The sequence below is a fragment of the Pseudomonas sp. 2725 genome, assembly GCF_050434585.1.
In the GTDB taxonomy this organism is placed as follows: domain Bacteria; phylum Pseudomonadota; class Gammaproteobacteria; order Pseudomonadales; family Pseudomonadaceae; genus Aquipseudomonas; species Aquipseudomonas jessenii.
In genome coordinates, this window is record NZ_JBNDIV010000011.1 from 24,355 (window position 1) to 51,315 (window position 26,961).

The 26,961-nt window shown below is 61.6% G+C and carries 22 protein-coding genes; 15 read left to right on the plus strand and 7 right to left on the minus strand.

Going from position 1 to position 26,961, the window contains the following annotated elements; translation table 11 throughout:
- Nucleotides 1–3 precede the first annotated feature (3 nt).
- Nucleotides 4–501: a GNAT family N-acetyltransferase gene (locus ABIE16_RS26345; protein WP_429522230.1), complete on the plus strand. Its 498-nt coding sequence runs from the start codon at nt 4–6 to the stop codon at nt 499–501.
- A gap of 23 nt (nt 502–524) precedes the next feature.
- On the opposite strand, the gene ABIE16_RS26350 is transcribed toward ABIE16_RS26345, so the two are convergent.
- Entirely contained in the window at nt 525–836 is a 312-nt protein-coding gene (locus ABIE16_RS26350) for a DUF6916 family protein (RefSeq protein WP_429522231.1), read from the minus strand.
- A 54-nt stretch (nt 837–890) separates the two neighbouring features.
- Nucleotides 891–1,478, minus strand: a complete 588-nt coding sequence (locus ABIE16_RS26355) for a phage tail protein (RefSeq protein WP_218495486.1) — start codon at nt 1,476–1,478, stop codon at nt 891–893.
- Nucleotides 1,479–1,788: 310 nt separating this feature from the next.
- On the opposite strand from ABIE16_RS26355, the gene ABIE16_RS26360 reads away from it, so the two are divergent.
- From ABIE16_RS26360 to cysC, 4 genes are all read left to right on the plus strand, one after another.
- Entirely contained in the window at nt 1,789–2,631 is an 843-nt protein-coding gene (locus tag ABIE16_RS26360; RefSeq protein WP_090452404.1) for a sulfotransferase family protein, read from the plus strand.
- Nucleotides 2,632–2,762: 131 nt separating this feature from the next.
- Nucleotides 2,763–11,819, plus strand: coding sequence for an Ig-like domain-containing protein (locus ABIE16_RS26365; protein ID WP_429522268.1), 9,057 nt, complete (start codon nt 2,763–2,765; stop codon nt 11,817–11,819).
- Between the two features lie 44 nt (nt 11,820–11,863).
- Nucleotides 11,864–13,378, plus strand: a complete 1,515-nt coding sequence (locus ABIE16_RS26370) for a TolC family protein (protein ID WP_057712533.1) — start codon at nt 11,864–11,866, stop codon at nt 13,376–13,378.
- Entirely contained in the window at nt 13,362–13,967 is a 606-nt protein-coding gene (gene cysC, locus ABIE16_RS26375; protein WP_057712532.1) for an adenylyl-sulfate kinase, read from the plus strand. The genes ABIE16_RS26370 and cysC overlap by 17 nt, the downstream gene beginning before the upstream one ends.
- Nucleotides 13,968–13,979: 12 nt before the next feature.
- On the opposite strand, the gene ABIE16_RS26380 is transcribed toward cysC, so the two are convergent.
- Entirely contained in the window at nt 13,980–14,738 is a 759-nt protein-coding gene (locus ABIE16_RS26380; protein ID WP_057399130.1) for a slipin family protein, read from the minus strand.
- 2 nt (nt 14,739–14,740) lie between these two features.
- Nucleotides 14,741–15,274 carry an NfeD family protein gene (locus ABIE16_RS26385; protein WP_057712531.1) on the minus strand — a complete coding sequence of 178 codons (534 nt, stop codon included), beginning with the start codon at nt 15,272–15,274 and terminating at the stop codon, nt 14,741–14,743.
- A 199-nt stretch (nt 15,275–15,473) separates the two neighbouring features.
- Between ABIE16_RS26385 and ABIE16_RS26390 the strand changes: the two genes are divergently transcribed.
- Together ABIE16_RS26390 and ABIE16_RS26395 are read left to right on the plus strand one after the other, a co-directional pair.
- On the plus strand, nt 15,474–15,935 hold the full coding sequence (locus ABIE16_RS26390; protein ID WP_007975646.1) for an aminoacyl-tRNA deacylase: 462 nt from the start codon (nt 15,474–15,476) through the stop codon (nt 15,933–15,935).
- Between the two features lie 130 nt (nt 15,936–16,065).
- Nucleotides 16,066–16,311, plus strand: a complete 246-nt coding sequence (locus ABIE16_RS26395) for a DUF2789 domain-containing protein (protein WP_015092958.1) — start codon at nt 16,066–16,068, stop codon at nt 16,309–16,311.
- A gap of 4 nt (nt 16,312–16,315) precedes the next feature.
- Here the strand turns inward: ABIE16_RS26395 and ABIE16_RS26400 are convergent, their stop codons facing one another.
- Both ABIE16_RS26400 and ABIE16_RS26405 read right to left on the minus strand, forming a co-directional pair.
- Nucleotides 16,316–16,597, minus strand: a complete 282-nt coding sequence (locus ABIE16_RS26400; protein ID WP_102672451.1) for a type II toxin-antitoxin system RelE/ParE family toxin — start codon at nt 16,595–16,597, stop codon at nt 16,316–16,318.
- Entirely contained in the window at nt 16,594–16,872 is a 279-nt protein-coding gene (locus tag ABIE16_RS26405; RefSeq protein WP_150812085.1) for an antitoxin of toxin-antitoxin stability system, read from the minus strand. Before ABIE16_RS26405 ends, ABIE16_RS26400 begins: the two co-directional genes overlap by 4 nt.
- 199 nt (nt 16,873–17,071) lie before the next feature.
- Between ABIE16_RS26405 and ABIE16_RS26410 the strand changes: the two genes are divergently transcribed.
- From ABIE16_RS26410 to ABIE16_RS26440, 7 genes are all read left to right on the plus strand, one after another.
- Nucleotides 17,072–17,500, plus strand: coding sequence for a MarR family winged helix-turn-helix transcriptional regulator (locus tag ABIE16_RS26410; RefSeq protein WP_046040691.1), 429 nt, complete (start codon nt 17,072–17,074; stop codon nt 17,498–17,500).
- The gene (locus ABIE16_RS26415; protein ID WP_429522232.1) at nt 17,497–19,569 is read left to right on the plus strand and encodes an FUSC family protein; all 2,073 of its coding nucleotides are present in this window, start codon (nt 17,497–17,499) and stop codon (nt 19,567–19,569) included. The genes ABIE16_RS26410 and ABIE16_RS26415 overlap by 4 nt, the downstream gene beginning before the upstream one ends.
- A complete protein-coding gene (locus ABIE16_RS26420; RefSeq protein WP_007987399.1) occupies nt 19,566–19,775 on the plus strand; it encodes a DUF1656 domain-containing protein in 210 nt (69 codons plus the stop codon). Before ABIE16_RS26415 ends, ABIE16_RS26420 begins: the two co-directional genes overlap by 4 nt.
- Nucleotides 19,772–20,659: an efflux RND transporter periplasmic adaptor subunit gene (locus ABIE16_RS26425; RefSeq protein ID WP_090452412.1), complete on the plus strand. Its 888-nt coding sequence runs from the start codon at nt 19,772–19,774 to the stop codon at nt 20,657–20,659. The genes ABIE16_RS26420 and ABIE16_RS26425 overlap by 4 nt, the downstream gene beginning before the upstream one ends.
- Nucleotides 20,656–22,104 (plus strand): efflux transporter outer membrane subunit, encoded by a 1,449-nt coding sequence (locus ABIE16_RS26430; RefSeq protein WP_218495473.1) that lies wholly within the window; start codon nt 20,656–20,658, stop codon nt 22,102–22,104. The genes ABIE16_RS26425 and ABIE16_RS26430 overlap by 4 nt, the downstream gene beginning before the upstream one ends.
- Before the next feature lie 94 nt (nt 22,105–22,198).
- Nucleotides 22,199–22,834, plus strand: a complete 636-nt coding sequence (locus ABIE16_RS26435; RefSeq protein WP_057712526.1) for a hypothetical protein — start codon at nt 22,199–22,201, stop codon at nt 22,832–22,834.
- A 284-nt stretch (nt 22,835–23,118) separates the two neighbouring features.
- On the plus strand, nt 23,119–24,624 hold the full coding sequence (locus ABIE16_RS26440) for a YdgA family protein (RefSeq protein ID WP_429522233.1): 1,506 nt from the start codon (nt 23,119–23,121) through the stop codon (nt 24,622–24,624).
- Nucleotides 24,625–24,696: 72 nt separating this feature from the next.
- Here the strand turns inward: ABIE16_RS26440 and ABIE16_RS26445 are convergent, their stop codons facing one another.
- Nucleotides 24,697–26,226 carry an FAD-dependent oxidoreductase gene (locus tag ABIE16_RS26445; RefSeq protein ID WP_429522234.1) on the minus strand — a complete coding sequence of 510 codons (1,530 nt, stop codon included), beginning with the start codon at nt 26,224–26,226 and terminating at the stop codon, nt 24,697–24,699.
- Between the two features lie 139 nt (nt 26,227–26,365).
- Here ABIE16_RS26445 and ABIE16_RS26450 point away from each other — a divergent pair, with 139 nt between their 5' ends.
- Complete coding sequence (locus ABIE16_RS26450; protein WP_218495467.1) at nt 26,366–26,926, plus strand: YbhB/YbcL family Raf kinase inhibitor-like protein; 561 nt, start codon at nt 26,366–26,368, stop codon at nt 26,924–26,926.
- The last annotated feature ends 35 nt before the right edge of the window (nt 26,927–26,961 follow it).

Here is a 26,961-nt window from a genome sequence, read left to right on the forward strand (position 1 = left end):
ACGATGGCGAACAGCAGTGCTGTGGCAGCCGAAGGTTTGGTGGTGCGGCCTTCGCGAACCAGCGATGGGCCTTTTTTGCAGCGCCTGTATCAATCGGCCCGACCGGACCTGCAATGGATCGACGACAGTGTAGAGGTGGTCGAGCAGATTGTGGCCCAGCAGTTCCAGGTACAGGAGCAAGGACTGGGTGAGAACTTCCCCAATGCCATGCATTACGTGGTTGAGAAACTCGGCACTGCGATCGGCGCGTTGAGCACTGATTTCGGGCCGAATGAGATTCTCGTGCTGTATCTGGCCTTTATCCCGGCGGCGCGGGGGCAGGGGTATGGGCGGGCGGTATTGCAGGGGGTGCAGAAGGCCGCCCAACAGATTCGTTGCCCGGTGGCGACGGTGGTCTGGGCCAGCAATCCCCATGCGCTTGAGCATTACCTGGCGCTGGGTTTTGCAGTGCAGGAGTACAACGTCGCGGCACAAAGGCTGGTGTGGTATCCGCAAGGCTGAGGGCACTGCGAGCCAGAAAAGGGTCAGTTGAAGGCGATGTAGAAGTAGCCTCGCTGCGGATCACGTCCCATCGACGGCACCCGGGAAACGAAAATGTTTTCCACTTTGCCCAGTTCCGGCAATTGCAGCGTGCATAAACCGTCCACAAAATCGGTCGGGACCAGGCTGTTGAACTCTACACTGAATGGCATGCGCTCACTGTTGCGCATGCGGGCGCGGGGTGACTCTTCGAGGTGTTCGAACTGCACCGGCAATTCGCTGCCGTCGGGCAGGCGAAGGACAACGGTCTGGCCCAGCAGGGTCTGGAAATGATGACTTTGAACCGCTTGCAACATGATCCGCCTCCGAAAAGTGAACAGTGCCGGGGGCGCGCGGCCCCCGGCGAACCTTCAGCCACGCGATGGAAAATACCCTTGCAGGGCGATGCTGAAGTTGATGACCAGGAACGGGTTCATCACACTCATGGGCTGGGTCCCGCCAGTGGAGGCAATCTCTCCGGTGACGGTGGTGCTCACGCCCTGGAGTGCCACCGCCGTTGCCCCTTGCTGATCGGAGTAGATATTCGCCGTCCCCGGTCCGCCGCTCGAGGCGCCGATGAAGGCGTTGGTTGCCGTTGGCACGTTTACGGGATTGCTCGGCGGGTTGGCCAGTTGCAGGGTGGTGGTGGCGGTCAGTCCGGACATCTGGTGGGTGTGGTTGGGCATGTTGCCGATGGTCGCGGTGACGTTTTCGGTACCGGAAATCTCGCCAATGGTGCGCGTGCTGAGATTGGTGCCGGTGCCCTGGGCCATCGGTAATCGACCTTGCAGGTTGGGTAGCATGAAGGTGGTCTGGCCGTTGCCGCCGTAGTTCACGCCAATCAGCGAGAACAATGCACTCCATTGCGAAATGCTTAACGTCTGGCCATTGCAAAGGGCCCAGTTCTGGGGGGCGAAATCAAAGGCGAAAGGCTGGATAGTGCCGATAAATACTTCCATTAATCCTTATCCTTCAGGTTGGTGGTTGGCGCGCCACGCGGCTGCCAGACACCTGGGGGTGTCGACTCCTTTTCTTTACGTGGCTCGGTCACGCCACGCCACAGCGTAGACGTAGATTGTGGGTGTCGTGGCGAGGTTGTGTTTGTCCGATGGACGCGCTTCCCACGCTGTCGTCGCTAATGTCCTTCGCTGTTTACGAAAAGCTCGGTATCAAGTCGATTTAGCTTCAAATTGATATCAAAAGACCACTAGTCGAAGCTTTATCGATCGACTACGCTTTGTCCTACAAAAGGACTATCAAATACGGTGAATGGACTTGCACCATTTTCATTTCATTTCCGGTTTGCCGCGCTCGGGGTCGACCTTGCTTTCTGCAATCCTGTTGCAGAATCCGCGTTTCCATGCCGGAATGACCAGCCCCGTCGGTTCCCTGTTTTCCGGTGTTCTGGAGCAGTGCAGCGCCGGCAGCGAGTTTGGTGCCGTTATCGACACCGATATGCGCCGTCGCCTGTTGCGCGGCCTGTTTGATTCCTTTTACGCCGACAAGGCCGACAAATCGGTGGTGTTCGACACCAATCGGTTGTGGAGTTCGCGCCTGCCGGCCATCAGCGATCTGTTTCCCAAGGCCAAGGTCATTGCCTGCGTGCGCAACGTCGCCTGGGTCATGGACAGCATCGAGCGTCTGTACCGCGCCAATCCCTATGAAAACACCAAACTCTTCGGCGATGCCGTCGAGCGCAACACCGTCTACAGCCGTTGCGAAACCCTGGCCCAGCGCAATCGCCTGGTGGGTTTTGCCTGGGCGGCGCTTAAGGAAGCCTATTACGGCGAGCATGCCGACTCCTTGCTGATCATCGACTATGACCTGCTGACCCAGGCTCCGGAGCGGGTGCTGCGGCTGGTCTACGACTTTATCGACGAACCCTGGTTCGAGCACGACTTCGAACACCTGGCGTACGACGCCCCGGAATTCGATCAAGCCCTCGGGGTGGCCGGCCTGCACAAGGTCAGACCCAAGGTCGCCGTGCAGGCACGACGCACCATCCTGCCGCCGGATCTGTTCAAGCAATACTCAGACTTGTCCTTTTGGCTCGATGGCTCTGCCAGCGCCGCCAATGTCATTCGTATGAAGTCCGACGCCGCGAACATTTGATCGCGGCGTTTTTCATTGATGCCTTACGTATATTCGTTCGAATCCGGGTGAGCAGCATGTGGTGGACCATTTTTGGCGGGGTAAAGGCAACGTCACGGGCAACCGAAGGTCAACGGACGCCAGCGGCGCCCATGATCATGTCCCTTGAACCACGCATGCTGTTCGACGGCGCCGTCGCCGCCACGGTGGCCGATACCGCGGCCCAGGCCGATAGCCATTCCACAGCCGATGCCGCCAAGACACCGACTGCCGATCACCCGACCACCAGCAAGGACACCCACGGCCAGACCGATGCCGCGCCGGCTGTCAGCCCGGTTGCGGTGCCAGGGCAGAGCGTGGTGTTCGTCGACTCTCGGGTGAAAGATGCCGACAGCCTGCTCCGGGGCGTAGCCCCCGGGACCCAGATCGTGAAGCTGGACACGGGCAAGGATGGACTGCAACAAATTGCCGACTACCTCGATCAGCATCAGGGCATCAGCTCGGTGCAGATCATCGCCCACGGCAACGCTGGCGACCTGTGGCTGGGCGACAGCTATCTGTCGGCTGACAACGTCGCCGCTCGCAGCGCGGTGCTGGCGGAAATCGGCAAGGACATCAACGCTGGCGGCGACATCCTGATCTACGGCTGCTACACCGCCGAAGGCGAGCGTGGCCTGAGCTTTGTCGACTCGCTGGCGCAAATGACCGGCCGCGATGTAGCGGCTTCGAGCAACCGTACCGGCGTGGGCGGCGACTGGGATCTGGAAATCGCCACCGGCAACATCGAAAGCGCCAACGTGCTCTCGACCACAGCCATGAGCGACTATCAGTGGGGCCTGGCCACCTGGACCGCCACCAACAACGCCAATACGGGCGTCGGCTCGTTGCGTGCCGCCCTCGCCTCGGCGCAGAACGGCGATATCGTCACCTTCAGCAGTGGCATGACGGTGCAGTTGACCTCCGAATTGCTGATCAACAAGAACGTCACCGTTGATGGCGACTTGAACAACGACGGTGCGGCGGATGTGATTCTCGATGGTCAGTACAGGACCCGAGTGATTGAAGTGAGCTCAGGCAGTATCGTCACGCTCGATGGCCTGGTGATCACCCGTGGCCTGGTGTCGGGCAATGGCGGCAACGGTGGCTACGGTGCCACGGGCGCGATGGCCGGAGGTATTTTCAACGCTGGGATTCTGACCCTGAACAACGTTACCGTGACCTCCAACGGGGCTTCCGGTGGCGGTGGCGGCGGCGGTGTCACGGGCGCTTTTTACGGCGGCGGCGGCGGTGGCGGCGGCGGTCTGGGCGGACAGGGCGGTGGGCATGGCGGTTCGGCAGGGCCAGGCACCGGCACGTTGGGCGGCCAGGCGGGCAGCGGTGGCGTCGGTGGTTACGGCGGCGGTTATGACGCCACCCACATGGGCGGTCGTGGCGGTACCTCCACTGGCGGTGCTGGCGGGGTGGGCGTTTCCTATTACAGCAACGGCGGTAACGGTGCGACGGCCACCAATGGCACGATATCCATTGGCGGCGGCGGCGGCGGGGCCGGTTGGGACAAGGTGGGTGGCGCCGGCGGCAACGCGGTGGGCGGGATCTACAACGCCAGCAGCGGCACCATCACCGTCATCGGCACGTCGACCATCAGCAACAACATCGGTGCCGGTGGCGGCGGTGGCGGTGGCGGTGGCCAAGGCAGCAATGCCAGTAATGGCGGCATTGGCGGCCGGGGCGTCGGTGCGATCTGGAACAAAGGCACGCTGCTGATGACGGCCGCCAACTTCGCGGCCCTGGCCGGTAATGCCGCGGCCAGTGGTGCGGGTGGTACCGCGCAGGGCGGAGGTACAACCGGCACCTCGCCGACCTCCTTCGCGACCATCTACAACGACGGGGGTGTACTCAACACCGCGTATGCGCCACCACCGACCGCGACCATCGTGGTTGCTGACACCACACTGAGCATCGGCGAAACGTCCTTGGTGACGATCACTTTTTCCGAGGCCGTGACCGGTTTCACCAATGCGGACCTGACCATCGCCAACGGCACCTTGAGTGCGGTAAGCAGCGGCGATGGCGGCATCACCTGGACAGCAACGTTCACGCCGTCCGCCAGTATTTCCGATACGACCAACGTCATTACCCTGGACAACACCGGTGTGATCAACGGTCTGGGTACCGCCGGCGTCGGCACCACCAACTCCAATAACTACACGGTCGACACCGTACGCCCGACCGCGACCATCGTCGTGGCGGACAATGCGTTGAGAGTCGGCGAAACTTCGCTGGTGACCATCACCTTCAACGAAGCGGTCACCGGTCTCACCAACGCGGACCTGACGATTGCCAACGGTACGCTCACTGCGGTGAGCAGCAGCGATGGCGGCATCACCTGGACAGGGACCTTCACCCCAACCGCCAGCATCACCGACACGACCAACCTGATCACCCTGGACAACACCGGGGTCAACGATCTGGCGGGCAATGCCGGGAGCGGCACCACCGACTCGAACAACTACGCGATCGACACTGTGCGCCCGACGGCCACCATCGTCGTTACGGACACGGCGCTGAAAATCGGTGAAACCTCACTGGTGACCATTACCTTCAGCGAAGCGGTCAGCGGGTTCACCAACGCCGACCTGACGATTGCCAACGGTACGCTCACGGCGGTGAGCAGCAGCGATGGCGGCATCACCTGGACCGCGACCTTCACCCCGACGGCCAGCGTCAATGACACGACCAACCTGATCACCCTGAACAACACCGGGGTCAGCGATCTGGCGGGCAACGCCGGTAGCGGCACCACTGATTCGAACAACTATGCGATAGATACGCTTCGTCCGACCGCGACCATCGTGGTGGCGGACACGGCGCTGAGAATCGGCGAAACCTCGCTGGTGACGATCACCTTCAGCGAAGCGGTGAGCGGGTTCACCAACGCCGATCTGACCATCGCCAACGGTACGCTCACTGCGGTGAGCAGCAGTGATGGCGGTATCACTTGGACGGCGACCTTCACCCCGTCCGCCAGCATCACCGACACGACCAACCTGATCACTCTGGACAATACCGGGGTCAGCGATCTGTCGGGCAACGCCGGCAGCGGCACCACCGACTCCAACAACTACGCGATCGACACCGTGCGCCCGACGGCCAGCATCGTGGTCGCGGATACGGCGCTGAGAATCGGTGAAACCTCGCTGGTGACGATCACCTTCAGCGAGGCGGTCAGCGGACTCACCAACGCCGATCTGACCATCGCCAATGGCACGTTGAGCGCGATCAGCAGCAGCGACGGCGGCATCACCTGGACCGCGACCTTCACGCCCTCCGCGAGTATCAACGACACGACCAACCTGATCACCCTGAACAACACCGGGGTCAGCGATCTGGCGGGCAACGCCGGCAGTGGCACCACCGATTCGAACAACTACGCCATCGATACTGTTCGTCCGACTGCCACGATTGTGCTGGCCGATCCAACGCTGACCGCGGGCGAAACCTCGCTGGTGACCATCACCTTCTCCGAGGCGGTGAGCGGTTTCACCAACGCCGACCTGACGATTGCCAACGGCACCTTGACCTCCGTCAGCAGCAGCGACGGTGGCATCACCTGGACGGCGACCTTCACCCCTACCGTTGGCGTGAATGACTCGAGCAATGTGATCACTCTGAACAACACCGGAGTCAGCGATCTGGCGGGCAACACCGGCAGCGGCACTACCAACTCCGGCAACTACACCATCGATACGGTGCTGCCGACGGCGACCATCGTGGTCGCCGACAATGCGTTGAAAATCGGTGAAACGTCGCTGGTGACCATTACTTTCAGCGAAGCCGTCAGTGGGTTCTCCAACGCCGACCTGACCATCGCCAACGGCACCTTGAGCTCCGTCAGCAGCAGCGATGGTGGCATCACCTGGACCGCGACATTCACCCCGACTGCCAGCATCACCGACACGACCAACCTGATCACCCTGGACAACACCGGTGTGCAGGCTGTCGCCAGCGGTAACGTGGGCATCGGCACGACCGACTCCAACAACTACGCCATCGACACCGTGCGCCCGACGGCAACCATTGTGGTCGCGGACACGGCACTGAGAATCGGCGAAACCTCTTTGGTCACGATCACCTTCAGCGAAGCGGTGAGTGGTTTCACCAATGCCGACCTGACCATCGCCAACGGTACGCTCACAGCGGTGAGCAGCAGCGACGGCGGCATCACCTGGACGGCAACCTTCACGCCTTCGGCGAGCATCAACGACACGACCAACCTGATCACCCTGGACAACACCGGCGTGGCTGATCTGGGGGGGAACGCCGGCAGCGGCACCACCGATTCCAACAACTACGCTATCGACACGGTCCGACCCACTGCGACCATTGTCCTGGCCGACGCTACCCTGAGTGCCGGCGAAACCTCGCTGGTCACCATTACCTTCTCCGAGGCAGTGACGGGTTTCACCAACGCTGACCTGAGCATCGCCAACGGCACCTTGACCTCGGTGAATAGCAGCGACGGTGGCATCACCTGGACGGCGACCTTCACCCCAACCGTCGGCGTGAATGACTCGAGCAACGTGATCACCCTGAACAACACCGGAGTCAGCGATCTGGCGGGCAACACCGGCAGCGGCACTACCAACTCCGGTAACTACACCATCGATACGGTGCTGCCGACGGCCACTATCGTCGTGGCCGATGGTGCGTTGAGCGTCGGTGAAACCTCGCTGGTGACCATCACCTTCTCCGAGGCGGTGACGGGTTTCACCAACGCCGACCTGACCATCGCCAACGGCACCTTGAGCTCCGTGACCAGCGGTGATGGTGGCATCACCTGGACCGCAACCTTTACGCCGACCAATGCCATCTCCGACACCAGTAACGTCATCACCCTGGATAACAGCGGTGTGCAAAACGGCTCGGGCAACGCCGGTAGCGGCACCACCGATTCCAACAACTACGCGATCGACACCGTGCGCCCGACAGCCACCATTGTGGTCGCGGACTCGGCGCTGGCGGTGGGGCAGACATCGGTGGTGACCATCACGTTCTCCGAGGCGGTCACCGGCTTTACCACGGCCGATCTGACGGTGAGCAACGGTACTCTGAGCAATCTCAGCACCAGCGATAACATCATTTACACCGCGACATTTACTCCGACGGCTGACATCACCGACGCCACCAATCTGATCACCCTGGACAACAGCGGTGTGGTCGACGGGGCGGGCAACGCCGGCAGCGGCACCACCGATTCGAACAACTTTTCGATCGACAGCCAGCGCCCGACCGCAACCATTGTGCTGTCCGACCCGACGCTGAGCGCCGGTGAAACCTCGCTGGTAACCATCACCTTCTCCGAGGCTGTGAGCGGTTTCAGCAACGCTGACCTGTCCGTTCCCAACGGCACGTTGAGTGCGGTGAGCAGCAGCGACGGCGGCATCACCTGGACGGCGACGTTCACGCCGACCGTCGCGGTCAACGACACGAGCAACCTGATCACCCTGGACAACTCCGGCGTCGCGGACCTGGCAGGCAACGCCGGTGCGGGTATGACCAATTCCGCGAATTTCACCATCGACACCGTGTTGCCGACTGCCACCATCGTGGTCGCCGACACTGCCTTGAGCGTCGGCGAAACCTCGCTGGTGACCATCACCTTCAGCGAGGCCGTGAGCGGTTTCAGCAACGCCGACCTGAGCATTGCCAACGGTATCCTGAGCGCGGTGAGCAGCAGCGATGGCGGCGTCACCTGGACGGCAACCTTCACGCCGACCGCCAACATCGCTGACAGCTCCAACCTGATCACTCTGGACAACAGCGGCGTGCAGAACGCCTCCGGCAATGCGGGCAGCGGCACCACCGATTCCAACAACTATGCCATCGACACCGAGCGCCCGACGGCGACCATCGTCGTGGCCGACGACACGCTGGCCATCGGTGAAACCTCGTTGGTGACGATCACGTTCAATGAAGCGGTGACGGGGCTCACTACCGCCGACCTGACCGTGGAAAACGGCACTTTGAGCGGCTTGAGCAGCAGCGACGGTGGTATCACCTGGACAGCGACCTTCACGCCGAGCGCCAGCATCACTGACACGACGAATCTGGTGACCCTGGACAATACCGGGGTTGTTGACCTGGCGGGCAACGCCGGCAGCGGCACCACCGATTCGAACAACTTTTCGATCGACACCCAGCGCCCGACCGCGACCATTGTGCTGTCCGACCCGACGCTGAGTGCCGGTGAAACCTCGCTGGTAACCATCACCTTCTCCGAGGCAGTGAGCGGTTTCAGCAACGCTGACCTGTCCGTTCCCAACGGCACGTTGAGTGCGGTGAGCAGTAGCGACGGCGGCATCACCTGGACGGCGACGTTCACGCCGACCGTCGCGGTCAACGACACGACCAACCTGATCACCCTGGACAACTCCGGCGTCGCGGACCTGGCAGGCAACGCCGGTGCGGGTACGACCAATTCCGCGAATTTCACCATCGACACCGTGTTGCCGACCGCCACCATCGTGGTCGCCGACACTGCCTTGAGCGTCGGCGAAACCTCGCTGGTGACCATCACCTTCAGCGAGGCCGTGAGCGGTTTCAGCAACGCCGACCTGAGCATTGCCAACGGTACCCTGAGCGCGGTGAGCAGCAGCGATGGCGGCGTCACCTGGACGGCAACCTTCACGCCGACCGCCAACATCGCTGACAGCTCCAACCTGATCACTCTGGACAACAGCGGCGTGCAGAACGCCTCCGGCAATGCGGGCAGCGGTACCACCGATTCCAACAACTACGCCATCGACACCGAGCGTCCGACCGCCACCATCGTGGTCGCCGACACGGCCCTGAGCGTCGGCGAAACCTCGCTGGTGACCATCACCTTCTCCGAGGCGGTGACCGGTTTCACCAACGCCGACCTGACCATCGATAATGGCACCTTGAGTGCGGTGAGCAGCAGCGACGGCGGGATCACCTGGACGGCCATTCTGACACCGTTGGCGGGTATCGCCGACACCGGCAACCTCATCCAACTCGATAACAGCGGTGTTCAGGATGCGGCAGGCAATGCCGGCATCGGGGCCACGGACTCGAACAACTACGCGATCGACAGCCAACGCCCGACCGCGACCATTGTCATGGCCGACACCGACCTGCGTCCCGGCGAAACGACTCTGGTGACCATCACCTTCAGCGAAGCGGTCAGTGGTCTGGACAGTTCCGATCTGAGCGTCGCCAACGGCACTCTGAACGGGTTGAGCAGCAGCGACGGCGGCGTCACCTGGACGGCGACTTTCACGCCGACCGCCAGCATCACCGACACCACCAACCTGATCACCCTGGACAACACCGGTGTCACCGATGCGGCTGGCAACGCCGGAAGCGGGGTGACCAACTCGGCGAATTACCTGGTGCAAACCAGTGTGCCGACCGCCAGCATCGTGATCGCCGATACGGCGCTCAAGGCTGGCGAAACGACCCTGGTGACCATCACGTTCAGCGAGGCGGTGACCGGTTTCAGCAACGCCGACCTGACCATCGCCAACGGTACATTGAGCAACGTCAGCAGCAGCGATGGCGGCATTACCTGGACAGCGGCCTTTACGCCAACCTCGAACGTTACCGACGCCGGCAACCTGATCACGCTCGACAATAGCGGCGTGGTCAATGCATCGGGCAACGCGGGGACGGGCACTACCGACTCGAACAATTTTGCCATCGACACCGCGCTGCCGACCGCCTCCATCGTGGTTGCAGACACGCAACTTGGCATCGGTGAAACCACCACGGTGACCATCACCTTCAGCGAAGCGGTGAGCGGTTTCGATGTGTCGGACATCAGCGTTGCCAATGGTGTGTTGTCGAACCTGAGCAGCAGCGATGGCGGCGTGACCTGGACCGCGACCCTGACGCCGACCGCCAATATCAACGACACAACCAACCTGATCGTGCTCGACACCGGTCGCGTGCAGGACGTTGCCGGCAACTTCGGCGCAAGTATCGCCATCTCCAACAATTACGCGCTTGATGCGACCCGGCCAACGGTGAACATCGTGGTTGCCAACCCGAACCTCGGTATCGGCCAGACCACTACGGTGACCTTCACCTTCAGCGAAGCCGTCAGCCACTTCGACCTGTCCGATCTGAGCGTGACCAACGGCGACCTGAGCAATCTCGCCAGCAGCGATGGCGGCAAGACCTGGACGGCGACGTTCACGCCGACGGCCAATGTCACCGACCCAAGCAACTTCATCGCCCTGGACACCCGCAACGTCACAGATCTGGTGGGTAACACTGGCAACACGGTAGCGGTGTCGAACAATTACACCCTCGACAGCGAACTGCCGAGCGCCACCGTCGTGGTCGCCAATCCGAACCTGGGCGTGGGTCAGACTTCGCAGGTGACCATCACCTTCAACGAAGCGGTCAGTGGTTTTGATTTGTCCGACATCAGTATTGCCAACGGCACCTTGTCCGACCTGAGCAGCAGCGATGGCGGCAAGACCTGGACCGCGACCCTGACACCGACCGCCAACGTCAATATCGCCAGCAACGTGATCAGCATCGACTATGCCGGTATCAGCGACATGGCCGGCAACAGTGGCAGCGGCTTGAGCTATTCCGACAATTTTGTCATCAACACGGTGCCAACTTCCTCGGTCGTTTTCGTGTCGGCAGACCCGGATTTGCGCAGCAACCCCCCGGTGACGCTGACCGATGTGCCCAACGTGCCGCTGCAACCGACCATTTTCACGCCTCCGACGGGCAACCTCAGCTCACCATTGACCTTCCAGCCGTTGTTCGAACAACGGGTGATCGGCAACGGTATCCGGCCGTTGGGCGATATTTTCATGAACCACGGTGCATTGGCCCCGAGTTTCATCGCACAGGTTTTCAGCAGCAATGACAGCGGAGGCGATGGCTCGGGGCATGGTTTCCTCGGTTTCGGCGGCGGCGATGGCGGTGTGTTCAGCACCAGCACGCTATCGAGCCTGTTCAATCAGGACAGCAGTAGCGAACGCGATTCGTTGAACGCCTTTGGCAGCCAGTCGATCAAGTCCGGCGATGTTTCCCAGGGCCTGCGCGGGGTGTTTGGCGCACCGACCCTGGGCCAGCAATTGCAACAGCTCAAAGACAACGAGCAGCAGCAGGTGGATAACCTGGCCGCCGCTTTGAAACTGGCCGGCATCAGCGAAATGCAGGCCTGATGAAAACCTCCACTTGTGATGCGGCACCCAGGGGCGATGCAAGGATGAATAGAAGTCATAAGTTATTCGGCGCCAGCCTGCTGGCACTGGCGATCAGCGGATGCGCAGTCACCAGTGAGCCGATCGAACGCAGTGTCAGTGAGCAGCGGGCCAAAAGTGACCTGCAAAGCATGTACAAGGGGCAGGAGCCTCTTGGCGGCCCATTGACCCTGCACCAGGCCATGGCCCGTGCGGTGAAGTACAACCTCGAAGGCCGGTTGAAAATCATGGAGGAGGCCCTGGCCAAGCGTCAGCTCGACCTCGCCAGTTTCGACATGCTGCCGCGCATGGCGCTGGACGCCGGATACGTGGGCCGCAACAACGTCAACGCCTCCAGTAGCCAGAGCGTGCGGACCGGCACGCAGTCCCTGGAGCCTTCGACCTCCCAGGACCGCGACCGTGATGTAGCGGACCTGACGATGGTCTGGAACGTGCTCGATTTTGGTGTCAGTTACATCAGTGCAAAGCAGCAGGGCGACCAGCGCCTGATCGTTCAGGAGCGCCGACGCAAGGTGATCAACACCATCGTCCAGGACGTACGCTCGGCGTATTGGCGGGCGATGGCCGCCGAACGCCTGCTCACGCAGATCGACAGTCTGATGGCACGGGTGGAAACCGCGCGCAACGACAGCCAGAGCATGAGCCAGCAACGCATTGGCGATCCGGTGCAAGCCCTCGGTTATCAACGCTCGCTGATCGAAGCGACCCGCCAACTGGAAGAGCAACGCCGTGCGTTGTCACTGGCGAAGACCGAACTGGCGACCCTGATCAACCTGCCGATGGGCACGGAGCTGACCCTGGCGACCGATAACGGTTATGAGATTCCCGAACTCAAGGTCGATCTGGCCAGTCTTGAACAGGAAGCCCTGACCAGCCGTCCGGAACTGCGCGAACAGGATTATCAGACCCGCATCAGCGCTGCCGAGACCCGCAAAGCCATGTTGCGCCTGTTGCCGGGCCTGGAGTTCTCCGCTGGCGGACATTACGACAGCAACTCGTTCCTGGTGGAGCAGGGCTGGGCCGATTACGGCGTCAAGGTCACCTGGAACCTGTTCAATGTGATCTCGGCGCCTGCGGCGATCGACGTGGCCAAGGCCGGTGAGGAAGTCGCCACCGCGCGCCGTCAGGCGATGTCGATTGCGGTGCTGGCGCAGTTGTATGTGGCCAATGCCAACTACCGCGAGGCCTTGCGCCAGTTCAAGACCAACCAGCAATTGTCGGACATCGACGGGCAAATCGTCGGTCAGTTGCGCAACCGCCACCAGGCGGATGGCATCGGTGAACTGGATCTGATCCAGGGCGAACTCAATACCTTGCAGGCCGATCTGCGTCGCGACCTGTCCTACGCCGACCTGCGCAACGCCTACGGGCAAATTTTCGCCAGCGCCGGCCTCGATCCGTTGCCGGATCAGGTGCAATCGACACAGGTCCAGTCCATCGCCACGGCCCTGGCCAATCGTGAAGCAGCCTGGGCGGCAGGTGATATTACGGTGCCGGTGACCCATGCCCCAGCACGTTGATGTGAAGGCCCCGACTGCCAGCATCAGCCGAGCTCAGCGGGAGCGGCGCAACGGTCATCGCGGCGCGGCTATCCTGCTGACCGGCCTGCCGGCGGCGGGCAAGTCGACCCTTGCGCAAGCGCTGCACGCCGAGTTGTTTGCCCGCGGACTGCAGAGCGTGGTGCTCGATGGTGACGGGCTGCGGGTGGGGCTCAATCGAGACCTGGGCTTCAGCGACAGCGATCGTCAGGAGAACATCCGTCGCGCCAGCGAACTGGCATCGTTGCTGGTGGAGAACGGACAAATCGTGATCCTGGCGATGATCGCGCCCCTGGTGGAGTTGCGCGATGTGTTCGCCCGGCGGCTCGGTGACGATTATCGCGAAGTCTGGTGCAGTGCGACCCTGGCGGTGTGCGAGCAACGTGATCCAAAAGGTCACTATGCCCGCGCCCGACGCGGCGAATTGACCGGGTTTACCGGGGTGTCCGCACCGTATCAGGCACCGGTCGATGCGGCGCTGGTGCTCGACACCGGGATACAGTCTGTGGAGGCCTGTCTTGATCGACTGTTGACCTGGCTCGGTGAATCCGCGGTGCTGCCCCGACCTTGAACCGGTCGGTGTTCAAGGTTTCGACGACAAGTCCGCCATGCCCTTGAGCAACTCGATCGGCAGTGGAAAGACGATGGTCGAGCTCTTGTCGCCGGCAATCGAACTCAGGGTCTGCATGTAGCGCAGCTGCATGGCCCCCGGTTGACGGCCCAGCATTTCGGCGGCTTGCATGAGTTTTTCCGAGGCCTGCAATTCGCCTTCGGCGTGGATCACCTTGGCTCGCCGTTCCCGTTCGGCTTCGGCCTGCTTGGCGATGGCGCGGATCATCGATTCGTTGAGGTCCACGTGCTTGATCTCGACGTTGGCGACCTTGATGCCCCAGGCGTCGGTCTGGGCGTCGAGCACTTGCTGGATGTCCAGATTCAAGCGTTCGCGTTCGGCCAGCAGTTCGTCCAGTTCGTGTTTACCCAGCACCGCCCGCAGCGTGGTTTGCGCCAATTGGCTGGTGGCCATCAGAAAGTCTTCGACCTGGATGATCGCCTTTTGCGGATCGAGCACGCGGAAATACAGCACTGCGTTGACCTTGACCGACACGTTGTCGCGGGTGATCACGTCTTGCGGCGGCACGTCCAGCACCACGGTGCGCAAATCGACCCTTACCATTTGCTGGACCACCGGTATCAGCAGGATCAGGCCAGGGCCCTTGACCTGCCAGAAGCGCCCGAGCTGGAACACCACGCCGCGCTCGTATTCGCGCAGGATGCGGAACGTCGCCCCTGCCAGTGCGATGATCAACAATAGCAGCGCGACAAGACCCAATTGCAAACCCATGACTATTCTCCGCCCGGCGCCGCGTCAGCCGCGGCCACTTGCAGCAGCAAACCCTTGCGCCCCACCACCCGCACCCGCTGCCCGGGTTGCAGCGGCGTCGCGCTAAGCACTTGCCATCGTTCTCCCTGCAGATGAATCCAGCCGCCATAGGCGTTACCGGTCTGTAATGACGTCACCGCCGTCACGCTGCCGAGCAGCCCAGCATCACCGCTGACGATGTCGCGCGGTCGTGTCTTCATGGCGTGAATCACCAGGTAGATCAGCAACAGCGCGCTGACCAGGCCCAGGCCGATCATCAACGGCACGGGCACTTCGGTGTTGGACAGGATCACCGCCCCGATCACGAACATCACGATGCCGCCCAGGCCGATCACGCCGTAATTGGGCAGGGCCGCCTCGGCGATCAGGAACGCTAGGCCGAAGGTGATCAGCCAGATCCCGATGGGGTTGGGCACCAGCAACACAACTGTGTCGGTGGCGCAGGCCGATCCGCTCAACGCCAATAGCAACGCAACTGCACAGCAACGCATGTTCACTTGACCCTCCGGGAGAGTCGTGAAGTGGCTCTGAATACAGTTTAGTTGAGCCTCGGCCGGTATGAATTTTGCTCAATTACCGTCGGCAGCCGATGAGCGGATTTCCCACCGGAACGCGCTGACGGGCCTAGACTTTTACTACGCAAGCCAAGCTTTAATCATCGTCCGCAAGCGATCATGGCGGACACCGAGGTGCATCATGCGTATGGCAAGAACCGTGCAGCGAAGCCTGGAAAAGGCTCAATGCGAATATGACATCGTCAGCCACCCACACTCGGCCAGCAGCCTTGAAACGGCGCGGGTCGCAGGTATTCCTGCCGAACGGGTGGCCAAATCGGTGATCCTCGACGATCACCATGGGCATTACCTGATGGCCGTGCTGCCCGCCAGCCGCCACCTTGACCTGAGCAAAGTCCGCAGCAGCGGTGAGTGGCAGGTTTCCCGCGAAAGCAACCTCGCGCACCTGTTCGATGATTGCGAACGCGGTGCCGTACCGGCGCTGGGTGAGTCCTATGGGTTGGAGGTGGTCATCGATCCGCTGCTGACCCGACAAAAAGACATCTATCTGGAGGCTGGAAACCACGTCAACCTGGTGCGCATGGACATGCCCGAGTTTCTGAAAATGGTGCCGCATGCCGAGGTGCGGGAATTGAGTCATTGAGTTTTGTTTCGTCAATGCTGACGTCATCGCGGGCAAGCCCGCTCCCACAGGAACTGCGATTAACCTGTGGGAGCGAGCTTGCTCGCGATGACCGCGCAGCGGTCCTTGAATTGGTCCCCAGGAGTTCGACATGGAAAGCCCGACCCACAACCTTCCATCCCTGTTCAAACAACTCGGCCTGCCGGACGACGCCGAAAGCATCGATAAATTCATCGCCACCCATTCACCGCTCAAACCGGAGCTGCACCTTGCGGATGCGTTTTTCTGGAGCCCGAGCCAGGCGGAGCTTCTGCGGGAGGAGATTCTCGATGACGCGGATTGGGCCGAGGTGGTGGATCAACTGGATGTGATGTTGAGGAAGGGGCGGGGGGTGTGAATCGTCATCGTCCGGGCGGCCACTGTCGGGATGTATGGACCAGGGCGAGTATCCAGATGGCGTCCAGTCCCTGCTCATAAACAATGCGGTAACTCTGATGTGGCGTCAGCTCGCGAGTGCCTGAAATGATCCCGGCAGGGCCGATTTCCGGGTATTTGGCAAGCCGGGATAGCGCATTGCTGAACCGGTTGTCCATGTCGATGGCTGCTTTTGGGTTAACGGCATGCAGGTAATCCCAAATGTCTGCACGGTCCTGTGCTGCTTCTTTCGTCCATATTATTTTCATTCCTGTAGCTCGGCCCGCCTGCGCCTGGCAGCGAACTCTGCCTCAATTTCATCATTTGTCAGCCCGTCGCCGGCGCGCATCGAAGCGCGTGCGGTGTCGACCTTACGCTGCAGGAATGCTTCGTACTCGCGAGCCTCCCGTTGGGTTTGAACAAACTGACGCATCATTTCCCGGACGATTTGCGAGGCGGGGCGATGAGCGGCTTCTGCCTCTGCCATGAACTGCTCACGCAGTTCAGACTCAAGTTTCATTGTAAAAACGGCTTGTTTCGACATGGCTGCCTTCTCGGTTGTCGTGCTGACAAAGTATATACATCTTAAGTACGGTGGCTTGTTCACCCCATATCGCTTCGCGACGGATGGAAGCCAATATGTTTCAAAACTTGACGGAAAATCCCCTCCAATGCGATATTGATAGTTAGCAAACTAACAGTGTGTATTTTCCCTCGTGCCGAATAACCTTGCCATTCTCCAGATGAACATCAGCAGCGCCATGGTGGTGGCCGCCAGGCATTGGCGCAAAATCTGCCAGACCACGCTGGCCAACTATGGAATCTCCGAAGCCTGCGCCGTTCCGTTGTTGATGATCGGGCGGCTGGGCGAGGGTGTGCGGCAGGTGACGGTGGCCCAGGCAGCAGGGATGGAAAGCCCGTCGCTGGTGCGCCTGCTCGATCAGTTGTGCCATGGCGGCTACGTCTGCCGCACCGAAGATGCACAGGACCGCCGCGCCAAATGCCTGAGCCTGACCGAAACCGGTCGGGAGCTGGTACAGGCGGTCGAAGTAGAACTGGTGCGCTTGCGCCACGAAGTCCTTGAAGGCATTGACCAGAGTGATCTGGAAGCTACGCTGCGGGTACTGAGAGCATTTGAAGCGGCCACGCCGCCATCGGTGGCCAACTCTTGAGCGGATTTTTCTCTGGCATGCCCCCGGCGCGGGACTGGTTCTACGGAGTCCGCACCTTCGCCGCATCGATGATCGCGCTGTACATCGCCCTGCTCATGCAAATGCCGCGTCCGTATTGGGCGATGGCTACGGTGTACATCGTTTCCAGTCCGTTTCTCGGTCCTACCAGTTCCAAGGCGCTGTACCGGGCGGTCGGCACTTTTATCGGCGCTGCTGCTGCGGTTTTGTTCGTGCCGATGTTCGTGCAGAGCCCCTACGTGCTGGTGGTGGTGATTGCACTGTGGACCGGGACGCTGCTGTTTCTGTCCCTGCATTTGCGCACGGCCAACAACTACGCCTTGATGCTCGCCGGTTACACCTTGCCGCTGATCGCCCTGCCGGTGGTGAACAACCCGCTGGGGGTGTGGGACGTGGCCGAAGCGCGGACCGAAGAAATCTTTCTGGGCATCGCCGTGGCGGCAGTGGTCGGTGCCATGTTCTGGCCCCGGCGCCTGGCGCCGGTGTTCAATGATTCGGTGAGCAAATGGTTTACCGATGCATCGACCTACAGCCTGCGCTTCCTCAGCCGCAACGTGCAGCCTGAAGAGGTCAGCGCGTTGCGGGCATCGATGGTCGCTACCTTCAACTCCCTGGAGTTGATGATCGGCCAGTTGCCCCACGAAGGCTCGCGTCCGCAGACGGTGCGCAACACCAAGGAATTGCGTGGACGGATGATTCACCTGCTGCCAGTGATCGATGCCCTCGACGATGCGCTTTACGCCCTGGAACGGCGCACCCCCGAGCTTGTGGACAAGTTCGCACCATTGCTGACGGCCACCACCGAGTGGCTCGAGCACAAGGATGCCGACCTCGCCCGCTGGCAGGCACTGAAGGATAAACTCGAGGCCCTGCAACCGGCTCCCGAAGCGCTGGATGACCGCAAGCAACTGCTGTTCTCCAACGCGATTTACCGTCTCGGCGAGTGGATCGATTTGTGGCAGGACTGCCGCAGCCTGCAATACGCCATCCAGTGCGAAAGCCAGGATAACTGGCGCGCGGTGTATCGGCATTGGCGACTGGGGCGGCTGTCCCCGTTTATGGATCGCGGCCTGATGTTTTATTCCGCTGCTTCCACCGTCACCGCGATAATCGTCGCTTCGGTGCTGTGGATTCTGCTCGGCTGGACCGATGGCGGCAGCGCAGTGATCCTGGCGGCGGTGGCGTGTAGTTTCTTTGCCTCGATGGACGACCCTGCGCCGCAGATTTACCGGTTCTTTTTCTGGACGGCGATGTCGGTGGTGTTCGCCAGCCTTTATCTGTTTCTGGTGCTGCCCAACCTGCATGACTTTCCGATGCTGGTACTGGCGTTTGCCGTGCCGTTCATTTGTGTCGGCACCCTGACGGTCAAGCCGCAATTTTACCTGGGCATGCTGCTGGCCCTGGTCAACACCTCGTCCTTCATCAGCATTCAGGGCGCTTACGACGCGGACTTCCTCAGTTTCGCCAACTCCAACCTGGCCGGCCCCATGGGGTTGCTGTTCGCGTTCATCTGGACCCTGATCGCCCGGCCGTTCGGTGCCGAACTGGCAGCCAAGCGCCTGACCCGTTTCAGCTGGCGTGACATTGTCGGCCTCTCCGAGCCGGCCACGTTGTCTGAGCATCGGCTTCTGGGCATACGGATGCTCGATCGGCTGATGCAGCACCTGCCGCGCCTGGCCATGACCGGCCAGGACTCCGGCGTGGCGCTGCGGGAAGTGCGGGTGGCGCTGAATCTGTTGGACCTGCTCGCTTATACGCCGCGGGTCCTTGGTGTGCCGCAGGTGCTGCTGCGCCAGGTGGTGGCCGAGGTTGGCGAGTACTTCAAGGCCTGTCTTAAGGCCGGTGAGCGCTTGCAGGCACCGAGCCCGTTGCTGATGACCCTCGACCGCACGCGTCGCGCCCTCAGCGGTGCCGGCGATGATGAAACCCGTCGGCATCTGCTGCACGCCCTGAGCGGCCTGCGCCTGGCACTGTTGCCCGGCATCGAATTCGTCGGTTCCGCCGAGCCCGAAGAACCGCTTCCCCATGGCATTGATGGAGCGCCCTTATGATCGGTGACCTGGATCTGAGCGGGGTATTCCTGCCCACGCTGCTGGTGCTGATGGGCATTACGTATGTGTTGTACCTGTTGGTGCACGGGGTGCTGACGCGCCTGCACTTTTACCGTCTGGTCTGGCACCGGGCATTGTTCAACGTGGCCCTCTACGCCTTGCTGCTTGGCGCCGTGGACTCACTCAGTCGATACCTGATGACATGAAAAAACCGTTTCTAACCCTGGGTCGCGTGGTGTTGACCCTGCTGATCGTGAGCTTCGCCGTGGTCGTGGTCTGGCGCATGGTGATGTATTACATGTTCGCGCCCTGGACCCGCGACGGGCACATCCGCGCCGACATCGTGCAAATCGCGCCGGATGTCTCCGGGCTGATCCAGCAAGTGGAGGTGCGCGACAATCAGTTGGTCAAGCGCGGCCAGGTGCTGTTCAGCATCGATCCGGACCGCTTCAAGCTGGCCCTGCGCCAGGCGAAAGCGGCAGTCGCCGACCGTGAAGAAACCCTGGCCCAGGCCCAGCGCGAGGCCAAGCGGAACAAGGGTCTTGGCAACCTGGTGCCGGGTGAGCAACTGGAAGAAAGCCAATCGAAAGTGGCTCGCGCCCAAGTGGCCTTGATGGAAGCCCAGGTGGCGGTGGACAGCGCACAACTCAACCTCGACCGCTCGGTGATCCGCAGCCCGGTGGACGGCTACGTCAACGACCGTGCGCCACGGACCCAGGAATTCGTCAGCGCCGGGCGGCCCGTGTTGTCGGTGGTCGACAGCAACTCGTTCCACATCGACGGCTATTTCGAAGAAACCAAACTGAACGGCATTCATATCGGGCAGAGCGTCGACATCCGGGTGATCGGCGACAATGCGCGCCTGCGCGGGCATGTGGAGAGCATCGTCGCTGGTATCGAAGACCGCGACCGCACCAGCGGTAATAACCTGCTGCCCAACGTCAACCCGGCCTTCAGCTGGGTGCGGCTGGCCCAGCGGATTCCGGTGCGGATCGCCTTCGATGACGTGCCGGATGATTTCCGCATGATCGCCGGGCGCACCGCCACGGTATCGATCATCGACGATCAGCAACGGGAGCCGGCGCAATGAGCAAGGCCTCGGGTTTGGCGGTCGCCGGATTAGGTTTGCTGCTGTCGGCGTGTCAGGTGGTCGGGCCGGATTATCATCTGCCCGAAGAGGCGGCTGTCCATCGTCCAGACTTCCAGGGCGATCTGGCGGTCGACGGTAAAACGGTGGTGTCCGCGCCGGTGCCGGCCGATTGGTGGCGCCTGTACAAGGACCCGCGACTCGACCAGTTGGTGCAGCAGGCCATGGCCTCCAACACCGATTTGCGTGTGGCGGCGGCCAGCCTGTCGCGGTCTCGTGCGCAGGTTGATGAGGCCGAAGCGGCGGGCGGCTGGAGCGGCGGCGTGCAGATGGGCGCCCAGCGCTTGCAGGAGTCTGGCCAGGCATTCCTGCTGCCGGAAAAAGTGCCGGTGGCCAACATCGGCGATATCGGCATCAGCGCGTCGTACCAGTTCGACCTGTTCGGCACCTTGCAACGCGGTATCGAAGCGGCCAAGGCCAATGCCGATGCGACACAGGCAGCTGCCGATACTGCACGCATCACCGTGGTGGCCGACGTGGTTCGCGCCTACACCCAGGTGTGTGCAGCCAATGAAGAGCGGGAAATCGCCCAGCATTCCCTCGACCTGCAAGCCCAGAGCACCACGCTGATCCAGCGCTTGCGCGATGCCGGGCGTGGCGACGAAACCCAGGTCACCCGCTCGCAGACCCAATTCAAATCCCTGCGCGCCGACATGCCGCGCTATGAAGCGTCGCGCCAGGCCGGGCTGTACCGCTTGTCGATGTTGCTGGCCAAGCCGGTGGACCAACTGCCGGCCGGCACCGCCACCTGCGACGAGCTGCCAAAAATCGCGCAACTGGTACCGGTGGGCGATGGCGCCGCGTTGCTCAAGCGTCGTCCCGATGTACGGCAGGCCGAGCGTCGGCTGGCGGCCGCGACGGCCGGTATCGGCGTCGCCACGGGCGAGCTGTACCCGAACATCAGCATCGGCGCGACCATCGGTACCGTCGGTATCCTGGACGATCTCGGCGACCCGTCTACCAATCGCTGGGGCTTCGGTCCGTCGCTGACCTGGAACGTGCCGACCAACGGCGCCCGGGCGCGCATCCGCGAAGCCGAAGCGGTGACCCAGGCGACCCTGGCGCATTTCGACGGGGTGGTACTCAATGCCATTCGCGAGACCCAGACCGGTCTTGCCCAGTACACGGCATTGCTGCAACGCCGAGATGCACTGGCCGATGCCGAGCAATCGGCAAAACTGGCGGCCGACCAGACCCACCGCTTCTTCCAGGCCGGCCGCGCCTCGTTCCTGGCCGACCTGCAAGCCACCCGCACCTACATCGACGTCACGGCGCAGCTGGCGGCCGCTAACACCCAGGTTGCCGCCAGCCAGATCGATTTGTTCCTCGCCTTGGGCGGCGGTTGGGAAAGCGGACGAACGCAAGCGTCGAACTCCGGCAAACCCTGAGGCCGTTGCTATGCTTTGAAGTGTTGGAGGGGCGCCCGGTGCAAAAGCGCCCTTTCTTCGCACAAGGCTCGCGCAGGTCAGGGGGAAACCAATAATGAAAAACCCTTATGCTCTCGGCTTCTGGTGCGCCATCGTGGCGTTGGTGCTGCTGTCGGCCACCTATTTCTACGGCATCATGCTGGCCCACCAGATCGACAAGGCCATGGCGTTCCTCGACAGTGCCGCCGCGCTGATTGCCGTGATGTCCATTGCGGTGGTGGCCTGGGCCTCGGTCCAGAATCAACGCATCAAGAAAAGACAACTCGAACAGGGCAAGACCCTGGTCCTGATCTGGGACACCAAGGTGGCGTTGCGTCGTGTCGAAACGGTGTTCGACCGCTATTTCTGGGGCAGTTACTGGCAACCGGGGCGCACCTTTCAGGAAGTCATGGGCGAATTGACCGGCACGCCGCTGGAAAAAAGCCTCGAGAGCCTGAAAAAACAGTGCCTGGCGCTGGACCGGCAGGTAGCTGACGACGGCCGGCACTGGCTCAGCAATGCCCGCGAACTGGCCGATGTCGCCACGGCCATGGCCCGCGAACGCTATCAACTGGACGTCTGCGACCCGCGCGCGGAAGTGACGGGCGGGGCGGTGATCAACCGTGACTTCGAAGTGCTGGTGTACACCTGGACTGCGCGGCTCAAAAGCTTTGATCATCAGCTGGATGAGATTGAAGTCCAGTATTCCTGAGATATCGATATTGGCTGTACCTACGCCTTCGCGAGCAAGCCCGCTCCCACATTGGAATGCATTCTCATGTGGGAGCGGGCTTGCTCGCGAAGGCGATTGCATAGGCACAAATAATCCCCAACCCTGTGAACAACCCCAAGACACTCTTTCACCTTTAATCATTGGGCCGTTCGTCGCCCCTGGTGCTAATCTCCATTCCACTTTCAGCACAGTCGAGCCGCAACCCGTCATGGGTTCAGGGAAGACGACCTCACTTTCAACAACGGACACTGAACGGGTCATACATGAATAAATCAGCAGGCGTGCTACTGGGAATTGTTGTCGCAATCGGTGCCATCAGCGCAGGCGGGGCCTGGTTCACCAGCACCAGGATCGAAGGTGTGCTGAACACCTCGATAGCCGATGCCAACAAGGAACTGCAGGCGGCGATGGTTGGTTCCAACGGCACGGCGTCGCTGGAGCTTGTGTCGCTGGAGCGTCATGTATTCAGCAGCACCGCGCACTATCGCCTCAAGGGCGAAGGCGAAATGTTCGGCGAAGCGCCGGTCGAGTTGCTGTTTGTCGATCACATCGAACACGGCCCGTTGCCGTTCTCGCGCCTGATGTCGCTCAAGTGGCTGCCGGTCCTGGCGACCAGTCACTACGAGCTGGAAAAGACTCCGTTCACCGAGAAGTGGTTTGCCGCCGCCAAGGACAAGTCCCCGCTGACCGGCGTGGTCAATATCGGCTATGACAACGCTACCAATGGCACCTTCGAGTTGCAGCCGCTGGAAATGGCACTGGATGACAAGTCGAGCATGAAGTTCTCCGGCTTGAAAATGGACGTCGACGCCAGCGCCAAGGCGCAGAAGGTCAAGGCCAACGGCTACATGGACAGCCTGAAGGTGACCACCGTGTCCGAAGACCAGACGCCGGTGCAGGTTGAATTCAATGGCCTGACCTTGGCCAGCAACCTGACAAAAAGTACCTACGGTTTCTACACCGGCGAAAACGTCGTTGAACTGGCCAGCGGCAAATCGACTTTTGGCGTCAAGCAGTCGGTGCTGGACTTCAAGAAATTCGAAATGAAGAACCTGACTGAAGAAAAGGGCAGCAACGCCTCAGGGCGTGCCGATTACAAGGTTGGCGAAGTGTCCCTGAACGGCAAGACCATTGGTTCCGGTTCGCTGGCCATGAGCCTGAAGAACCTCGACATTCCGGCAACCCTGTCGTTGATGCAGATTTACCAGAGCAAACTGCAGCCGTATGAAAGGGCGGTGGCCGAAGCAGCGGCGGCCGGTCTGCCGGCACCGGAGCTGAAACTGACCGAAGCCGAAGAGGCACTGCTCAAGTCCAGCCTGGAAAAACTGCTGGCGGCCGGACCACAAGTGGCCCTGGAAAACCTGTCGTTCAACACCGCCAACGGTGAGAGCCGCGCCAACATGGTGCTCGACCTGACCAAGCCACAAGCTATCGATCTGCCGACCGATCAGTTGGTCAGACAGCTGATCGCGTTGCTGGACTTCAAGCTGCAAGTGTCCAAACCCATGCTGGTCGATGTGCTCACCGTGCAATCGCAAATCGACGGTCAGACCGACGCCAAGCTGATTGCCGACCAGGCCACCGCCACCGCGGACATGTTCAGCAGCATGGCGGTCGGCAGCCAACTGGCAAAACTGGACGGCAATAACATCGTCACCAACCTGCGTTACGCCAACAATCAAGTGGACTTCAACGGCCAGAAAATGACCGTCGAAGAGTTTGCCGGTTTTGTGATGAGCAAGTTTGCGGATGCTGGCGCCACCGAATAACGGCGGCCGTTTACCCCGCAACGCCCGGCCTCTGCATCGCGCAGGCGCCGGGCGTTTTGCTGTCTGGCATCTCTAGGGAACGTCACGGATCAGGCGCCATGCCTCTTCCCATGGCAGCGGTTGTTTCATCCGCTCGGCGAGCATCGCCATTGCCCGGTCCATCTCGCAGGCTACCGCCGCCGACACCACGCCGTTTTTTCCGAACAGGCCTATGAACGGCGGGTTGTAAGGGTCGCCCTTGAACTCGACTTCGTCCCAGGCCTCGGAGTGGCCGAGGTAGTCATAGGTTTTACCGAAATGCCAGGTCCAGAAAAACGGCACGTCGAGGTAATGCTCGTCACCGCCCAGCATATTGGCCGCGGCGATCCGCGCCTGTTGTTGGGCCAGTCGCCAGTGTTCGATGCGCAGGTATTGGTCGTTCAGCGGGAACGTTGCGATATCGCCAGCCGCCCAGAGGCCGTCGGCCACGCGCATTGCGCCATCGACATGCAGCGAGTGATCCTGCTCCTTCGGTAACCCGGTAAAGGCCGCAGTGGCTGGCGTCACGCCGATGCCGACCAGCACCAGATCGGCCGCCAGGCGTTGGTCGTTGTCCAGGCGCACGGCTTCGACCTTGTCCGTCCCTTCGATCTGTACCGCATTGCCCTGGGTATGAAACACGACGCCATGGGCTTCATGTCGTGCACGAATGGCCTTGCCGACCGTGTCGCCGAACTGTTTGGCAAGCGGCACCTCATGGCGGGCCAGTACGGTCACGAGCAGGCCAAGCTGGCGCAGGGACGAGGCGGATTCCATGGCAATGAAGCTGTCGCCGATGATCACCACCCGCTGGCCGGCGCTGGCGCTGTCCAGAATCTGCTGCGCATGGGCTTTGGAGCGCAGGAGGAACACTTGCGGCAGGTCGGCGCCGGGCAGCGTCAGCGGGTTGGGTACGCCGCCGGTGGCCAGCAGCGCGGCGTCGTATGTCAGTGATTGGCCGTCAGTCAGCCGCAGCGTCCGGTTTGGCGCGTCCAGGCTTGCCACTTCGCCTCGCAGGCGTTCGATCCGCTGCTCGCGGTAAAAATCCTCATCGCGTAGCGGCGGGACTTCGTGCAGCGGCATCTCCCCGGCGATCACGTATTTGCTTAGCGCCGTGCGGTCGTATCCGGCATCGGCTTCGCGGTCGATCAACAGTAACCGGCCGCCGAAACCTTTCTCGCGCAAACACGCCGCCGCCGCCGTGCCTGCCGCGCCAGCGCCGACAATGATGAAGGTTCGTGGATCGTCGGCCGGTGGCGCGTGGGCGTCCGGCATCGGCTGGTCGCCGACCCAGATGTCGCCGTCACGGACTTCAAGGGGATAGCGCTTGAGGCTGTCCAGGGCTGGCGGTTCGCACAGCCCGCCATCCTCGACCCGAAACTGCGCCTTGTGCCATGGACACGTCAGGCGCCCGTGGCATATCGCGCCGTCCGCCAGCGGGGCTCCGGCATGCGGGCATTCGGCCTGATAAGCGCGCAGTTGTTCGCCGGCCCGCAACAGCAGAATCTTGCTGTCCTGGACCTGCACTTCCAGACCCCGGTCTTCGGGCACATTGGCGACACGCGCAACGCGATGCAGAGTCATGATTGCTCTCCAGACAGACGTTTCACTTATGAGTCTGGTACTTATCGCGAGGTTCAGCCAATTGCCCCTGCCACGGCGTGAACGGTCCGGCTATAGTTTGCACGCCGACGACGGCCCAACACGTACAAGGTGCTCCGGTATGCCCCGATTGACCTCAATGAACCCTTGGCTTGCGGCCTTGGCAGTCGCCCTTTGCGTGCAGTTCCCGGCGCAGGCCCAGGAACGTTTCACCCTGAACATTCCTGGAGTCTCCGATGACCGCCTGTTCACGTCGGCCGCCGCCAGCGATTCCGCGGGCTGCGGCGGGCATAACATTTCCCCGGCATTGAACTGGAACGCCGGCCCGGCAGCCACCCAAAGCTACGCCATCGTTATGCACGACCCTGACGGCCAGCAGGGCCAGGGCATCGATCAGTGGGTGCATTACGGCATCAAGGCCGGCACCCACCAGATCCCGGCCGGCGCCGGGAGCAAACCCGGCCTCGAGGGCGTCGCCGGTACCAACAGCAAGGCAACCACCGGCTATGTCGGCCCTTGCCCGCCCGTTGGCGACAGCGCGCACCACTACATCATCCAGATCTACGCTCTGGATCTGCCCCCGGACGCCTTGCCCGCCGGCCTGACCCGCGCGCAACTGCTGGACAAAATCAAAGGCCACGTCCTGAAAAACAGCAGCGTGGTGCGGCGCTATCACCGCTAAAGGCTGATTGCCCCAGCGGATTTGCAGAAAACTGA

Excerpts from the sequence above, each read along its gene's own strand:
- ABIE16_RS26345 (WP_429522230.1), top strand. The coding sequence starts at position 4 with ATGGCGAACAGCAGTGCTGTGGCAGCCGAAGGTTTGGTGGTGCGGCCT.
- ABIE16_RS26350 (WP_429522231.1), bottom strand. The coding sequence starts at position 836 with ATGTTGCAAGCGGTTCAAAGTCATCATTTCCAGACCCTGCTGGGCCAG.
- ABIE16_RS26355 (WP_218495486.1), bottom strand. The coding sequence starts at position 1,478 with ATGGAAGTATTTATCGGCACTATCCAGCCTTTCGCCTTTGATTTCGCC.
- ABIE16_RS26360 (WP_090452404.1), top strand. The coding sequence starts at position 1,789 with ATGGACTTGCACCATTTTCATTTCATTTCCGGTTTGCCGCGCTCGGGG.
- ABIE16_RS26365 (WP_429522268.1), top strand. The coding sequence starts at position 2,763 with ATGATCATGTCCCTTGAACCACGCATGCTGTTCGACGGCGCCGTCGCC.
- ABIE16_RS26370 (WP_057712533.1), top strand. The coding sequence starts at position 11,864 with ATGAATAGAAGTCATAAGTTATTCGGCGCCAGCCTGCTGGCACTGGCG.
- cysC (WP_057712532.1), top strand. The coding sequence starts at position 13,362 with ATGCCCCAGCACGTTGATGTGAAGGCCCCGACTGCCAGCATCAGCCGA.
- ABIE16_RS26380 (WP_057399130.1), bottom strand. The coding sequence starts at position 14,738 with ATGGGTTTGCAATTGGGTCTTGTCGCGCTGCTATTGTTGATCATCGCA.
- ABIE16_RS26390 (WP_007975646.1), top strand. The coding sequence starts at position 15,474 with ATGCGTATGGCAAGAACCGTGCAGCGAAGCCTGGAAAAGGCTCAATGC.
- ABIE16_RS26395 (WP_015092958.1), top strand. The coding sequence starts at position 16,066 with ATGGAAAGCCCGACCCACAACCTTCCATCCCTGTTCAAACAACTCGGC.
- ABIE16_RS26400 (WP_102672451.1), bottom strand. The coding sequence starts at position 16,597 with ATGAAAATAATATGGACGAAAGAAGCAGCACAGGACCGTGCAGACATT.
- ABIE16_RS26405 (WP_150812085.1), bottom strand. The coding sequence starts at position 16,872 with ATGTCGAAACAAGCCGTTTTTACAATGAAACTTGAGTCTGAACTGCGT.
- ABIE16_RS26410 (WP_046040691.1), top strand. The coding sequence starts at position 17,072 with ATGAACATCAGCAGCGCCATGGTGGTGGCCGCCAGGCATTGGCGCAAA.
- ABIE16_RS26420 (WP_007987399.1), top strand. The coding sequence starts at position 19,566 with ATGATCGGTGACCTGGATCTGAGCGGGGTATTCCTGCCCACGCTGCTG.
- ABIE16_RS26425 (WP_090452412.1), top strand. The coding sequence starts at position 19,772 with ATGAAAAAACCGTTTCTAACCCTGGGTCGCGTGGTGTTGACCCTGCTG.
- ABIE16_RS26430 (WP_218495473.1), top strand. The coding sequence starts at position 20,656 with ATGAGCAAGGCCTCGGGTTTGGCGGTCGCCGGATTAGGTTTGCTGCTG.
- ABIE16_RS26435 (WP_057712526.1), top strand. The coding sequence starts at position 22,199 with ATGAAAAACCCTTATGCTCTCGGCTTCTGGTGCGCCATCGTGGCGTTG.
- ABIE16_RS26440 (WP_429522233.1), top strand. The coding sequence starts at position 23,119 with ATGAATAAATCAGCAGGCGTGCTACTGGGAATTGTTGTCGCAATCGGT.
- ABIE16_RS26445 (WP_429522234.1), bottom strand. The coding sequence starts at position 26,226 with ATGACTCTGCATCGCGTTGCGCGTGTCGCCAATGTGCCCGAAGACCGG.
- ABIE16_RS26450 (WP_218495467.1), top strand. The coding sequence starts at position 26,366 with ATGCCCCGATTGACCTCAATGAACCCTTGGCTTGCGGCCTTGGCAGTC.